Annotated in this window: 13 protein-coding genes and 1 tRNA gene; 10 read left to right on the top strand and 4 right to left on the bottom strand. The window is 72.3% G+C overall.

Annotated features, from left to right (window positions below; translation table 11 throughout):
• The first annotated feature begins 43 nt into the window (after positions 1-43).
• On the top strand, positions 44-1,426 hold the full coding sequence (locus H489_RS29580; protein WP_152427271.1) for a hypothetical protein: 1,383 nt from the start codon (positions 44-46) through the stop codon (positions 1,424-1,426).
• Between the two features lie 20 nt (positions 1,427-1,446).
• On the opposite strand, the gene H489_RS29575 is transcribed toward H489_RS29580, so the two are convergent.
• Entirely contained in the window at positions 1,447-1,653 is a 207-nt protein-coding gene (locus H489_RS29575; RefSeq protein WP_017887403.1) for a hypothetical protein, read from the bottom strand.
• A 133-nt stretch (positions 1,654-1,786) separates the two neighbouring features.
• On the opposite strand from H489_RS29575, the gene H489_RS29570 reads away from it, so the two are divergent.
• Positions 1,787-1,858, top strand: a tRNA-Gly gene (locus H489_RS29570).
• A 284-nt stretch (positions 1,859-2,142) separates the two neighbouring features.
• On the opposite strand, the gene H489_RS29565 is transcribed toward H489_RS29570, so the two are convergent.
• The 3 genes from H489_RS29565 to H489_RS29555 are packed head-to-tail and all read right to left on the bottom strand — an operon-like array spanning position 2,143 to position 3,793.
• Positions 2,143-2,412: a DUF6510 family protein gene (locus tag H489_RS29565; RefSeq protein WP_017887402.1), complete on the bottom strand. Its 270-nt coding sequence runs from the start codon at positions 2,410-2,412 to the stop codon at positions 2,143-2,145.
• Complete coding sequence (locus tag H489_RS29560; protein WP_017887401.1) at positions 2,412-3,203, bottom strand: ferredoxin reductase; 792 nt, start codon at positions 3,201-3,203, stop codon at positions 2,412-2,414. The genes H489_RS29565 and H489_RS29560 overlap by 1 nt, the downstream gene beginning before the upstream one ends.
• On the bottom strand, positions 3,200-3,793 hold the full coding sequence (locus tag H489_RS29555; RefSeq protein ID WP_017887400.1) for a molybdopterin-dependent oxidoreductase: 594 nt from the start codon (positions 3,791-3,793) through the stop codon (positions 3,200-3,202). Before H489_RS29555 ends, H489_RS29560 begins: the two co-directional genes overlap by 4 nt.
• A 235-nt stretch (positions 3,794-4,028) precedes the next feature.
• Between H489_RS29555 and H489_RS29550 the strand changes: the two genes are divergently transcribed.
• The 8 genes from H489_RS29550 to H489_RS29515 are packed head-to-tail and all read left to right on the top strand — an operon-like array spanning position 4,029 to position 13,086.
• Entirely contained in the window at positions 4,029-5,630 is a 1,602-nt protein-coding gene (locus H489_RS29550; protein WP_017887399.1) for an ABC transporter substrate-binding protein, read from the top strand.
• Positions 5,627-6,655, top strand: coding sequence for an ABC transporter permease (locus H489_RS29545; protein WP_017887398.1), 1,029 nt, complete (start codon positions 5,627-5,629; stop codon positions 6,653-6,655). Before H489_RS29550 ends, H489_RS29545 begins: the two co-directional genes overlap by 4 nt.
• A complete protein-coding gene (locus tag H489_RS29540; RefSeq protein ID WP_017887397.1) occupies positions 6,652-7,539 on the top strand; it encodes an ABC transporter permease in 888 nt (295 codons plus the stop codon). The genes H489_RS29545 and H489_RS29540 overlap by 4 nt, the downstream gene beginning before the upstream one ends.
• Positions 7,536-9,323 carry an ABC transporter ATP-binding protein gene (locus H489_RS29535; RefSeq protein WP_017887396.1) on the top strand — a complete coding sequence of 596 codons (1,788 nt, stop codon included), beginning with the start codon at positions 7,536-7,538 and terminating at the stop codon, positions 9,321-9,323. The genes H489_RS29540 and H489_RS29535 overlap by 4 nt, the downstream gene beginning before the upstream one ends.
• On the top strand, positions 9,320-11,410 hold the full coding sequence (locus tag H489_RS29530; RefSeq protein ID WP_017887395.1) for a CocE/NonD family hydrolase: 2,091 nt from the start codon (positions 9,320-9,322) through the stop codon (positions 11,408-11,410). Before H489_RS29535 ends, H489_RS29530 begins: the two co-directional genes overlap by 4 nt.
• A complete protein-coding gene (locus H489_RS29525; protein WP_017887394.1) occupies positions 11,407-12,081 on the top strand; it encodes a TetR/AcrR family transcriptional regulator in 675 nt (224 codons plus the stop codon). Before H489_RS29530 ends, H489_RS29525 begins: the two co-directional genes overlap by 4 nt.
• A 29-nt stretch (positions 12,082-12,110) precedes the next feature.
• The gene (locus H489_RS36885) at positions 12,111-12,533 is read left to right on the top strand and encodes an SIP domain-containing protein (RefSeq protein WP_017887393.1); all 423 of its coding nucleotides are present in this window, start codon (positions 12,111-12,113) and stop codon (positions 12,531-12,533) included.
• 52 nt (positions 12,534-12,585) lie between these two features.
• Positions 12,586-13,086, top strand: coding sequence for a Dps family protein (locus H489_RS29515; RefSeq protein ID WP_017887392.1), 501 nt, complete (start codon positions 12,586-12,588; stop codon positions 13,084-13,086).
• Positions 13,087-13,126 lie beyond the last annotated feature (40 nt).

Raw genomic sequence — 13,126 nt, 5'->3', positions numbered from 1 at the left:
CCGTCCGCGTGGCGCTGCCGATCGCACCGGTACCGTTGCATCCGTGAACGACGACCCCGATGCCGCCATCGCCCAGCACGTCCACGACGCCTGGGACGGTTCCCTGCGCCTGGTGCACATCACGATCTCGGACGAGGACGGTGACGCCTACCCCGGGCAGGACGTCGACCGGTGGGTGATCGACGTCCGCGTCCCGATCACCGACGACGACGAGACCGAGGCGGTCTCCGTCGCCGAGGTCACCGCGTTCACGAGCCGGGCGCCGGAGTCGCTCGAGGCGCTGGTGCTCGGCTACCAGGTCTCCGACGTCGCCGGGGCGTTCGCCTCCGCCGTCGCTGCGCAGGACGCGACCGGCGAGACGTTCTTCTCGCTGCAGACCCACGCAGCCGAGATGCTCGGCAAGCCCGACCTGCTCGCCGTCGACCGACTCACGGTCCGCACGGCGTACCGGCAGCTGCCCGGACTGGTGCCGGCGATCGTCGACGCCGTCCGCCACGGACCGGCCGGGCGCACCGCATCGTGGGTGCTCGCCGACCCGACGGCGTGGGACGTGCCGTTCGGCGAGGACGACCGGTCGGCCGGTGCGTTCGTCCAGTGGGCGGACACCGTGGTGTTCACGTCGATGAACGCGGCGCCGGACGACCTGGAACGCCTGTCGCTGGTGCCACCGACCGGGGGCATCGTGATGGGGTCCCGGGCGGACGAGGTGCACCTCGGCGACGCCATCGACCACGCGATGACGCAGCCGGCGATCGCGGTGCCCTTCGACCTGCCACCGAAGCTCCCCGCCAGCATCTGGGCCGCCGCGCCCGAGGACGTCCACGGCGTGCACCCCGACGAGACCACGGGGTCGATCACGGTCGAGACCCACGACGAACAGCTCGAGGTCGTCGGTTCGCCGGGCACCGCACCGCAGCTCGTGGGGATCTCGGCATCGGCCGACCCCGCGACCCAGGAGTGGCTCCGCACCGTGCACCAGCGCTGGTGGCAGTACGAGCCGGACCTGCACGCCCGCATCCACGACGTCGTCGACGAGTACCTGTCCACCGGGCACATCGAGTCGGCGTCGGACGAGCTCGCCGGGCACCTGCACGCCCCCGACCTGCCGCCGTACCGGACGGAGTGGCCGGGCACCGGCACCGTCCTGCTCGAGGAACTCGGCGAGGACACCGAACCCATCGTCTTCGACGCCGTACTCGAGGACGGGACCCGGCACGAGCACATCGGCGTGGTCGTCGTGCACGAGTCCGGACACGTCCGCGCGTTCCTGCACGACGAGTGGGAGCCCGGGTTCCCGGCGGCGGAGGCCGCGGTCGCGCACCTCATCAGCCTGGGTGCCGGCGAGTTCTTCGCGGACGCCCTGCACGACGAGCTGTCAGCGGGTGTCGAGCACGCGATCCTGACGGGCGACGTCCGCGGTCACTGACCGGGCCGCCCTGGGTCGGTTCAGACCGGGCGGTAGATCGCGATCGGCGGGGTGTCGTCGGTGCCGGCGTCGTGGGCGTCACCCGTGGCGAGCCAGGTGCGGCCCTCGTGCTCGATCGTGGTCGGCAGGTCGCCGTGCACCAGGATCCGGATGGCGGGGGCGTCGCCGTCGACCAGGTCGACGCCGTGGGCCTCGGTCCCGCCCGGGTTGTCGTGCACGTAGCTCATGGTCTGATCGAACTCCGTCGACCTGACGGACCGCCCGCGCCGCGCCGGACACGCCGGGAACCAGGGTGGAACCGGTGATGCCGCCCGTCATCGGGTAGAGTCATCTCCGCACGGCCAGCACGGCGTGTGGAATGCGGATGTGGCGCAGTGGTAGCGCATCACCTTGCCAAGGTGAGGGTCGCGAGTTCGAATCTCGTCATCCGCTCAGAACAGGAAGACCGGAACCCCCGTCGCTCGGAAGAGCGGCGGGGGTTCCGTCGTTGCGGGGCGTCGCAGTGCCGAAGGCGTGGGGGCCCAGCGGGCGCAGGCTTCGGGTACCCGCGCCCACCGGGCGCGGAGGCGACCCTGCCCCCACCGGCACGCACCGGGTGGGTGGCCCGGCGCAGTTCCGAGGATGTATCCGGAGCCGACCCCCGTTCGGGTGGGGACCGGATCCAGGGTTGCGGGAACCCGCAAGAACCCCGCACGACCCGCCGCGCGAGCCTTGTGCTACTCGATGCCGTTCGGTAACGACGCCGACATCGTGCGAGCACCGGGCAACCCCACCCACCGCCGGGCACCGGACTCGACGACCGTGACGAGCACCGCGTCGCACCCGCGGCAGCGCGCCACCGCCCCCATCGCGGTGCGGTGGACGGTGGTCTGCCCGAGCACCCCGAGCGACCCGCACCCGGCGCAGCGCAGGGCGACCACGGTCGGCTCGGGCCCCAGACTGTCGGCCAGCATCCCCGCCAGCGCGTTGCCGTCCACGACGACCATCAGTTGCCCCCGAACCGTTCGGCGCGGAGATCGCTCGTGTCGTGCCCGAGCTCGGTGAGCCAGCGCAGCACCTGCTCGACGAACGGCGTCGACCCGCACACGTAGACCAGGGCACCCGCGTCCGGCGGGAACACCGCCGCAGCGAGCGCGTCCCGCGTCAGCCGTCCGGCCGGCACGGTCGAGCCTGGAGGCGCGGTGCGGCTGTACACGTGGGTCACCTCGAGCGGTGCCCGGCTCGTGAGCGCCTGGTCGAGTTCCGTGCGGAAGAACACGTCGTCCGGTGTGCGGACGGCTGCGAGGAGCCGGAAGGGCGCCGGGTCGTCCGCCTCGGCGTGGGCGGTCACCATCGCGACGAGCGGCACGATGCCGGAGCCGCCGGCGATGAGCTGCACGGGCCTGGTGGACTCGCCCGGCCGCCAGACGAACCAGCCGCCCAGGGGTCCGTGGACATCGAGCGCGTCGCCGACCTCGACGGCGTCGACGAGGAACGGGGAGACCTCGCCGCCGTCCACGCGGTCGACCGCGAGCACGACATCGGTCGTGGGGCCGGCCGACGCGATGGAGTACGAGCGCTGGGCCTGGTAGCCGTCCTCGGCGGTCAGCCGCAGGTCCAGGTGCTGCCCGGGGTCGTTGCCCGGCCAGGTGGGGACGTCGAGGACGATCCGGCGCGCGTTCGTCGTCTCGCGGACGACGGACGCGACGGTGGCGGCGTGCCAGGCCGGCCGTCTGCGTGCGGCGGGTCGCGTGGCGGGGGTGATCCGTGCCTCCAGGCCGGTGTCGGGGAGCGTCACCAGTACCGCTCTTCCTTCCACGGGTCGCCGTGCAGGTTGTAGCCCGCGTTCTCCCAGAAGCCGGGCTCGTCGTCGGACTGCATGACGATGCCGCGTACCCACTTGGCGCTCTTCCAGAAGTACAGGTGGGGGACCAGCAGGCGGGCCGGCCCGCCGTGCTCGGGCGTCAGGGGCGCACCGTCGGCCTCGAACGCGATCCAGGACTTGCCGTCGAGCAGCTCGTCGAGCGGCACGTTGGTCGTGTAGCCGCCGTGGCTGTGCACCATGCAGTAGTCGAGCTCGGTCTCGACGTCCTCGAACAGGCGGTCGAGCGGGACGCCCCGCCACGGCATGTCGAGCTTGGTCCAGTGCGTGACGCAGTGGATGTCGACGGTGACGTCCTCGACGCCGAGCGCGTGCACCTCGTCCCAGGTCCACTGGCGCAGGCCGGACTCGGTGCGGATCGAGAAGGCCCAGTCGGTCGGCTCGATGTCGGGCGTCGCGCCGGCGGACAGGACGGGCCAGTCACGGACCAGGGTCTGCCCGGGCGGGATGCGGGTGTCGTCGCGGTCGGCACGGCGACCGCCGAACCCGCGGGTGAACGTGGCCATGGTCCTCCTCGGGGACGTCGGTGCGTTCCCGATCATGCCGCGTGCCGGAGCGCGCCGTGTAACGGGTTGGTAAACGTTCCACCCGTGCACGGAACGGTCGTCCTCGGGGGCGGATCCGCACCGGTCCGCCGTTCCCGGCGCCCCTGGTCCCGCGTCGACCGCCGGGAGCGGGCTTGGGGGATCGGCCGGGGACCTCTATCGTTCACCGGAACGATTACAGGAGGGGTCACCCCGAATGCAGCCCATCGTCCCCGAACCCCGAGGAGCCCACGGTCCGAGCCGTCGGGCGCTCATCACCGGCGCCGCCGGTCTGGCCGGCCTCGGCCTGCTCACGCTCGCCGGGTGCAGCTCCGGCGCGTCCGCCGGCACCCCCACGATCCCCGAGACCGCAGCCACCGGTGTCGCACGCCGCGGCGGGCGCCTGCGCATCGCCCGGCCGGCGGCCTCGGCCGCCGAGACCCTCGACTCCGCCAGCTCGCTGTCGGCCTACGAGTACCTCGGTGCGCTGTACAACCGGCTCGTCAAGCTCGACCAGCAGGGCACACCGGTGCCGGACCTGGCCGAGGAGTGGTCCGCGAACGCCGACGGCACCGAGTGGACCTTCGCGCTCCGCCGTGGCGTGACCTTCCACGACGGCTCCCGCTTCACCGCCGACGACGCCATCGCGAGCATCCGGCACATCCTCGACGAGAAGACCGGCAGCCCGCAGGCCGGCGTGCTCGGCGAGGTCATGGACGCCGACTCGATGCGCGCCGTCGACCCGTACACGCTCCGCTTCTCGCTGACGAAGCCGAACGCCGAGTTCCCCTCGCTGCTCACCGCGTACCAGTGCTACATCGTGCCGGCAGACGCCGTCGCCGACATCGGTCGCACCGGGATCGGGACGGGGCCGTTCCGGCTGTCGTCCTTCACCCCGGCCGGCGCGGGCAGCGTCGAGGCGTTCCCGGACCACTTCGCCGGCCGCCCGGCACTCGACGGCATCGACTTCTACTCGATCCAGGACACCACGGCGCGGGTGAACGCCCTGCTCGCCGGGCAGATCGACCTCATCTCGCAGACGAACCTGGACTTCGCGACCGCCCGGGTGGTGTCGGCGTCCGGCCGGGCCACCGTCGCCCGGTCGAAGAACGCCCAGTGGTACACGATCCCGATGCTCGCCACGAGCGACGAGTTCAGCGACCCACGGGTGCGCCAGGCGATGAAGCTCGCCTACGACCCCCGGAAGATCGTCGACACGGCGCTGCAGGGGACCGGTTCGGCGGGCTGGGACAACCCCGTGCCGCCGCAGCTCGCCGCGTTCGTCGACGACCACCGCGAGTACGACCCGGACAAGGCCCGGGCGTTGCTCAAGCAGGCCGGGCGTGCGGACTTCCGCGCCGAGATCTACACGTCGAGCTACGAGTCGGTGTTCACCCCGATGGCCGTGGCCTACCGGGACGCCGTCGCCGACGCGGGCATCCGCCTGACCGTCCGCAACGCGAGCTCCGACTCGTACTACACGCAGATCTGGATGCAGAAGCCGCTCATGGTGAGCTACTGGTTCACGGGGCGGCCGATCGACCAGCTGCTCAACCAGATCTTCCGCTCGGGCTCGTCGTACAACGAGAGCGCGTGGTCGAACGAGACCTTCGACGGGCTGCTCGACGACGCCCGAGCCGAGATGGACGACGCCAAGCGGCTCACCCTGTACCAGGACGCCCAGCGGCTCGTCGTCGAGCAGGGAGCGGACATGACGCCGATGTTCGGCGACCGGCTCGTGGGGTTGTCCCGCGACGTCGTGAACTACTCGGAGTACGGCTTCGAGTTCGACTACCTGCGGATCGGACTGCGCCGATGACGACCACGAACACACCGTCGGACGTCCTCGTCCCCGTCCTCCGCCGCGTCGGGATCGCCCTGCTGACCGTGGTGCTCGCCTCGCTCTTCGTGTTCCTGGCGGTGCAGGCGCTCCCCGGTGACGTCGCCCAGCAGCTGCTCGGGCAGAACGCCACCCCCGACGCCGTCAAGCAACTCCGCGAGACGCTCGGCCTCGACCAGAACGTCTGGCTCCGCTACCTGCAGTGGCTCGGCGGCGCCGTGCACGGCGACTTCGGCACCTCGCTCGTCAGCGGCGAACCGGTCGCCCCGACCCTGTTCACGGCGTTCCGGAACAGCATGCTCATCGCCGTGCCCGCGATGCTCGTCGGCGTCACGGTGTCCCTGACGCTCGGTGTCGTCGCCGGTGTCCGCCGCGGCCGTCCGAGCGACAAGGTCATCTCGATCGTCAGCCTGGTCGTGATGAGCGTGCCGGAGTTCATGGTCGCCACCGTCCTGGTGCTGCTGTTCGCGATCGGCCTGCCGGTCTTCCCCGCCGTCGTGCTGCGGGGGAGCGACGCCACCGTCGCCGAGCTGCTGCCCACGATCTGGCTGCCGATCATCGTGCTGACCCTCGCGATGGCCGCCTACATCGTGCGGACGGCCCGCTCGTCGACCATCGACGTGATGGCGTCGGAGTTCGTCACGACGGCCGAGCTCAAGGGCCTGACCATGCGCCGAGTGGTCTGGAAGCACGCGGTGCCGAGCGCCCTGCTGCCGACGCTCAACGTCGTCGCGCTCAACGTCGCGTGGCTGCTCGGCGGTGTCGTGGTGGTCGAGAACGTCTTCAACTACCCGGGCATGGGCAAGCTCATGCTCGAGTCGGTGTTCAACCGCGACCTGCCCACGATCGAGGCGATCGCCCTGCTGAGCGCCCTGATCTACGTCGTGTGCAACCTGGCCGCCGACCTCGTCGCGCTCGCACTCGACCCGAAGCTGCGGACCCGCCAGCGGCGCCCGCGCACGCGCACCCGCAGCGCCCGCAGCACCAGGAAGGCCGCCGCATGACCGCCACCGCACCCCGCCGCCGCACCGGACGCGACGTCCTCGCCGGCGCGCTCGCACCCCTGCGCGGGTCGACGGCGCTGAGCATCGGGCTCGGCCTCATCGCCCTGCACGTCGTCCTCGCCCTGCTCGCACCGGTCATCGCCGGACACGACCCGGTCGCCACGAACGCCGGCGACGTGCTCGCCGGTCCGACGTGGACGCACTGGCTCGGCACCGACCAGTACGGGCGCGACGTGCTCTCCCGCACCCTGAACGGCGGCCGGTACGCGCTGTCGGTGACGTTCCTCGCCACCACGATCGCCGTCGCGGTCGGCACCGTGCTCGGCTGCGTCACGGCGTACGCCGACAACTGGTTCGACGAGGTCGTCATGCGCGTCGTCGACGCCCTGCTCAGCGTGCCGTCGATCCTGGCGCTCCTGGTCGTCGTCACGGTGTTCGACGCCGGCCTCTGGGTCATCGTCCTCGCCGTCACCGTCGTCTACGCCCCCGCGGTGACCCGGGTCGTCCGCGGCGCCGCCCGCACCGTGATCACCCAGGACTACGTCACCGCGGCCCGTGCCCGGGGCGAGCGATCGCTGTCGATCGTGTTCCGCGAGATCCTGCCGAACGTGCTCGACGTCGTGCTCGTCGAGTACGCGATGCGGGCCTCGTGGATCGTGCTGCTCGTCGCGTCGCTGTCCTTCCTGGGCTTCGGCGCGAACCCCCCGACCCCGGACTGGGGCCTGATGGTGCAGGAGAACCGCACCGCGCTCACCGTGGTGCCGCTCGGCACCCTCGCCCCGATCGTGGCACTCGCCACGCTGGTGATCGGACTGAACCTCGCGGCCGACGGCCTGAGCAAGTCGCTCGGTGTGGACCGCGCCAAGCAGGGAGTCAGCGCATGACCCGCACCGACACCGGTTCGACGTCCGCAGCGACAGCGACAGTGCCCGACGCGATCGTCCGCGTGGACGACCTGTCCATCTCGTACGCCGCCGGCAAACGACGCGTCCCCGTCGTCCGGGGAGTCTCGTTCGTGATCGAGGCCGGTCGCACCCTGGGCCTGGTCGGCGAGTCCGGCAGCGGCAAGTCCACCGTCGCGCGGACGCTGCTCGCGCACCTGCGGGCCGGGTCGGCGATCGACGCCGGGACGGTCCGGGTCGACGGCGCCGACGTCTTCGCCCTGTCGCCGTCCGGTCGCCGGGAACTCCGCGGCGGCACCGCCTCGGTCGTCGCCCAGAACGCCGGCCAGGCGCTCACCCCGTCGATGCGCGTCGGGGAGCAGATCCGCGAGGCCCTCCGCGCGCACGGCGAGCCCGACGGGCCCGAACGCGTCGCCGAGCTGGTCCGGCTGGTCCGGCTGCCGGACCCCGACGCGATCGTCCGCCGGTACCCGCACCAGCTGTCCGGTGGGCAGCAGCAGCGCATCGCCATCGCGATGGCCGTCGCCGCCCGGCCGCGCGTGCTCGTCCTCGACGAACCGACCACCGCCCTCGACGTCGTCACGCAGGCTGCGGTCCTCGACCTGGTCGCCGACCTCGGCGAGCAGCTCGGCATGGCCGTCCTGCTCGTCAGCCACGACCTCGGGGTCGTGTCCGCCATGGCGGACGAGATCGCCGTGATGCGCGACGGTGAGGTCGTCGAGCACGCCGCCACGGCGGCGCTCTTCGCCGCGCCGCAGCACGAGTACACGCGCGCCCTGCTGGCCGCAGTGCCGGACGGGCGACGGCCGGGAGGGACGGGCCACGTGCCCGACGACGCGACCGTCCCCGGGACGGTCGGCTCCACGGCGACCCGCACCGCGCCTCCCGAGCGTGCAGCCCGCCCCGTGGTGACCGCGGACGACCTGGTGATCCGCTACGGCCGCGGCCTGCCGGCCGCCGTCGACGGCGTCTCGTTCACGATCGCCGCGCACGAGACGCTCGCCGTCGTCGGCGAGTCCGGCAGCGGCAAGTCGACGCTGGCGACGGCGCTGGCCGGGCTGGTGCCCGCCGAGTCGGGGACCTTCACGTACGACGACGGCACGACCCACGGCGACCTGCGCGTGCCGATCGCCGGTCGTGCGGCCGACCTGCGGCGCGCCGTGCAGCTCGTGTTCCAGAACGCGGACACGTCGCTCAACCCGCGGCGCACCGTGGGCGCCGCGATCGCACGGCCACTCCGGTTGTTCAGCGGCTCGTCCTCTCGAGAGCGGGTCGGGACGCTCCTGACGCAGGTCGGGCTCGGGCCGGAGTTCGCCGACCGACTGCCCGCGCAGCTGTCCGGTGGGCAGCGGCAGCGCGTCGGGATCGCGCGCGCACTCGCGGCGGAGCCGTCGCTCGTGATCGCCGACGAGATCACCACCGCGCTCGACGTGCAGGTGCAGGCGGGGATCCTCGCGCTGCTGGCCGACCTGCAGCGCGAGCGGGGCCTCGCCTGCCTGTTCATCAGCCACGACCTCGCCGTGGTGCGGGGCGTGGCCGACCGGGTCGCGGTGATGACCGGCGGCCGGATCGTCGAGATCGGACCGACCGAACGCGTGTTCACCGGCCCGAACCACCCGTACACGTCGACGCTGCTCGCGGCGACGCTCGAACCCGGCAGCACGACCCTGCCCGACGTCGGTGACGGCGTGCCGCGCTGGCGGCACGCCGACGGCTGGACCGACCACGGCGACGGACACCGCACCCGCAACTGGGAGGACGCATGACCACCGACGACGGCACCCACCACGGCACCGCCGCCGCCAGCTTCACCGCCATCGGCGACCCGGGCTCGCTGCCCGCGGGCGTGACGGTCCGTGACGAGTGGATCCCGATGCCCGACGGCGTGCGGCTGCACGCCCGGATCTGGGCGCCGGCGCAGTCGCAGTCGGGGGCGCCGAGCGACCCGACCCCGGTGCTGCTCGAGTACCTGCCGTACCGGCTCGACGACTGGACCGCGCCGCGCGACTCGGAGCGGCACCCCTGGTACGCCCAGCACGGGTACGCCTCGGTCCGCGTGGACATCCGCGGGACCGGCTCGTCCGACGGGTTCTTCGACGACGAGTACAGCGAGCAGGAGCTGCTCGACGGCGAGGCCGTGATCGCCTGGCTCGCCCAGCAACCCTGGTCGACCGGCGCGGTCGGCATGTTCGGCATCTCGTGGGGCGGCTTCAACGCGCTGCAGCTGGCGGCCCGGGCCCCCGCAGCGCTCAAGGCCATCGTGACCGTCTGCTCGACCGACGACCGGTACGACAACGACGTGCACTACGTCGGCGGCGCCGTGCTCGGCATCGACATGGCGGCCTGGGGTGCGACGATGTTCGCCTTCAACTCCCGGCCGCCCCGGCCCGAGGTCGTCGGCTCCGGCTGGGTCGACCGGTGGCGGGAACGGCTCGAGGCGAACCGACCGATGACGCCGGTGTGGCTGGCGCACCAGGAGCGCGACGACTACTGGCGGCACGGCAGCGCGGCCGAGGACTACGACGGCATCCGCGCCGCGGTGCTCGCCGTCGGTGGCTGGGCGGACCCCTACCGGGACGCCGTGCTCCGGCTCGTCGACCACGTCAGCGCCCCGGTGAAGGGCATCGTCGGCCCGTGGTCGCACCAGTACCCGGACCGTGGGCTGGCGCCGGGTCCGTCGATCGGGTTCCTGCAGGAGACCCTGCGCTGGTGGGACCGCTGGCTGCTCGGGGTGGACACCGGTGTCGAGGACGACCCCGCACTGCGGGCCTGGATCAACGAGGGCGAGGCCCCAGCGCCGTACTACGCCGGTCGCCGCGGTCGCTGGATCGGTGCCGAGGCATGGCCCTCCGCCGCGACCCACGAACGTGTCCTGCCCCTCGCCGCACTCCGGGGCGGGGACCTCGGGCCCGTCGTCGTGCGGTCCCCGCAGCACACCGGGATGGACGCCGGCCGGTTCTTCCCGTTCGGCAACGCCACCGACCTGCCGCCGGACCAGCGCGCCGAGGACGGCCGGTCGGTCACCTTCGACCTGCCCGTCGGCAAGGCATTCGACCTGCTCGGCAACGTGCTCGTGCGGTTGTCCGTCACGAGCGACCAGCCCCGGGCCACCCTGACCGTCCGGCTCTGCGACGTCGCCCCGGACGGCTCGTCGACGCTCGTCACCCGCGGGGTGCTGAACGCCGCGAAACGCGACGGCATGGACCGCGACGACGTGCTCGTGCCCGGGACGCCGGCCGAGCTGCCCGTGCGCCTGGTCTCGACCGGCCACCGGTTCGCCGCCGGACACCGGCTGCGCATCGCCGTCTCGTCGTCCTACTGGCCGTGGGTGTGGCCGCACGGCGTCGAGGCCACGGTGACGATCGACCCGACCGCCTCGAGCGTGACCCTGCCCACCTGGACCCGGACGACCGACGACGGCGTGGCCTTCGCCGAGCCCGAACGGTCCGAGCCCCTGGTGATCGAGCGCGTCGCCCCCGCCGATCCGCTGCCGCAGCGCACGGTGACGCACGACGTCGAGACGGGGGAGTGGACGCTCGACGTCGACCCCGGGTACGGCGGCGGGCGGGTCTACCCGGACGGCCTGGTGTTCACTGAGGACGCCCGTGAGACCTACCGGATCCGCTCCGACGACCCGACCAGCGCACGGGCGAGTTCCCGCTGGGCGATCGGGCTGACGAAGCCCGCGTGGGCCGCGCGCCTCGAGACCACGTCCGAGGTCACCGCCGACGCCGACGCCTTCCACGTCGTCAACACCGTGCGCGCCTGGGCCCGCGACGGCGGACCCGACGAACCCGAGGTGCTCGTCACCGAGCGCACCTTCGTCGACGACGTGCCGAGGACCTCGGCGTGACCGCGGCAGCACGGGTCCGGCAGCGGCCGGAGGTCCGACGCGCGATGATCGTCGAGGCCGCCCGCGCGGTGATCGTCCGGAACGGCGTCGGTGCCACGGGACTCCGGGACATCGCGGCCGAGGCAGGGGTCTCGGTCGGCACCGTGACGTACCACTTCGGCAGTGTGGCGGAGATCCTCAACGAGGTCGTGGTGCTCGAGACGGAGCGCTTCTACGGCGCGATCGTCACGGCCGTCGACGCCGAACCCGACGTGCTGGTGGGACTCCGGATGCTCGTGGCGCCGCTGTTCGGCGACACCGAGCAGGTCCGGCAGCACTGGCGGATCTGGTCCGACTACTGGACCGCGGTGGTGCGTCGGCCCGAGGTCGCCGCCGAGTACGCCGAACGGATCCGCGTCTGGGAGGCTTGCCTGGTGCGGGTCATCCGGCGCGGGGTGGACGCCGGCGTGTTCGGGGGCGCACGCGACAGGACGGGGAGCACCGACCCGGTCGACGCCGACACCGTCGCCCTGCAGCTCGCCGCGTACAGCGACGGCGTCGCGACGCAGATCGCCCAGGGCGTGCCTGGCCTCACCAACACGGTCGCCCTGTCATGGATGTGGCGGTTCCTGTCGCACGAACTCAGTGTGCCCGCTGTGGACATCGCCGGAACCGGCCGTTCCCCCTTGTGATGAGGTAAGGCTTCCCTTACCGTGGGCACATGGCACGGACCCGGCGACAGCCCAGCGAACGCATCCTCATCGCGGGCGGTGCCGAAGACCTGGTCGAGATCCACCGCCAGCTCGCGGAACTCCCCGAAAACGCGTACGGACAGGTCTTCGTCGAGGTCGCCCTCGCCGAGCAGATCCGCCTGCTGCCGGCCCCGCCGCGCGTCACCGTGACGTGGCTGGTCCGGAGCGCCCGCAGCTCGGCCGTCGCCCCGCTGGTCTTCGCCGACCACGGTGAAGCGCTGGCACACGCCCTGACCGGGTGGGCCGCCGAGTGGTGCGTGACGGACTGCGAGCCCCGCACCTCGGTCTGGATCGGGTGCGCCGACAGCCCGTGGATCGAGCGCGCACGGTCCATGGTGCAGCTCGAACTCACCGACGCCGGCCAGCAGGTCCAGGTCGAGTACGGCGGGTAAGGGCAGCCTGCTCTTCCTTGCGGTGTGCAAAAGACGGGGGCATGGTTGTCCCATGACCACGCAGAGCACGAACACCACGAGCACCACGTCCCCGTTCTCGACCACGCCGGAGCTCGCTGCCGGGGTCGCCCAGTTCCTCGCCCCCGTCGTCATCGACCTCGAAGCACTCGTCGTCAACGGCAAGCAGGCGCACTGGCACGTCCGTGGCCGCAACTTCGTCGGCGTGCACGAGCTCCTCGACGAGATCGTCGAGCACGCGCAGGACTACGCGGACAAGGCTGCGGAGCGCATCGTCGCCCTCGGCCTGCCGGTCGACTCGCGCATCGCGACCGTCGCAGCGAACACCACCCTGCCGCCGCTGTCGCAGGGCTTCCAGAACTCCGACGTCACCGTCACCGAGGTGATCGCCCAGATCGACGCGGCGCTGCTGCAGGTCCGCCGTGCCGTCGACGGCCTCGACGAGGTCGACCTCAACAGCCAGGACGTCGCGATCGAGATCGAGCGCGCACTGACCAAGGACCGCTGGTTCCTGCAGGCGCACCTCGCCGCCTGAGTCGCGACCACACCTCTGACAGGAGGCCCGGTGCCAGCTG

It is taken from the genome of Curtobacterium flaccumfaciens UCD-AKU (assembly GCF_000349565.1).
GTDB lineage: Bacteria > Actinomycetota > Actinomycetes > Actinomycetales > Microbacteriaceae > Curtobacterium > Curtobacterium poinsettiae.
This window is presented reverse-complemented; position numbering and strand designations above follow the sequence as displayed.

Coding starts and splice junctions, on each gene's coding strand:
- H489_RS29575 (WP_017887403.1), bottom strand. CDS start 1,653: ATGAGCTACGTGCACGACAACCCGGGCGGGACCGAGGCCCACGGCGTC.
- H489_RS29565 (WP_017887402.1), bottom strand. CDS start 2,412: ATGGTCGTCGTGGACGGCAACGCGCTGGCGGGGATGCTGGCCGACAGT.
- H489_RS29555 (WP_017887400.1), bottom strand. CDS start 3,793: ATGGCCACGTTCACCCGCGGGTTCGGCGGTCGCCGTGCCGACCGCGAC.
- H489_RS29550 (WP_017887399.1), top strand. CDS start 4,029: ATGCAGCCCATCGTCCCCGAACCCCGAGGAGCCCACGGTCCGAGCCGT.
- H489_RS29545 (WP_017887398.1), top strand. CDS start 5,627: ATGACGACCACGAACACACCGTCGGACGTCCTCGTCCCCGTCCTCCGC.
- H489_RS29540 (WP_017887397.1), top strand. CDS start 6,652: ATGACCGCCACCGCACCCCGCCGCCGCACCGGACGCGACGTCCTCGCC.
- H489_RS29535 (WP_017887396.1), top strand. CDS start 7,536: ATGACCCGCACCGACACCGGTTCGACGTCCGCAGCGACAGCGACAGTG.
- H489_RS29530 (WP_017887395.1), top strand. CDS start 9,320: ATGACCACCGACGACGGCACCCACCACGGCACCGCCGCCGCCAGCTTC.
- H489_RS36885 (WP_017887393.1), top strand. CDS start 12,111: ATGGCACGGACCCGGCGACAGCCCAGCGAACGCATCCTCATCGCGGGC.
- H489_RS29515 (WP_017887392.1), top strand. CDS start 12,586: ATGACCACGCAGAGCACGAACACCACGAGCACCACGTCCCCGTTCTCG.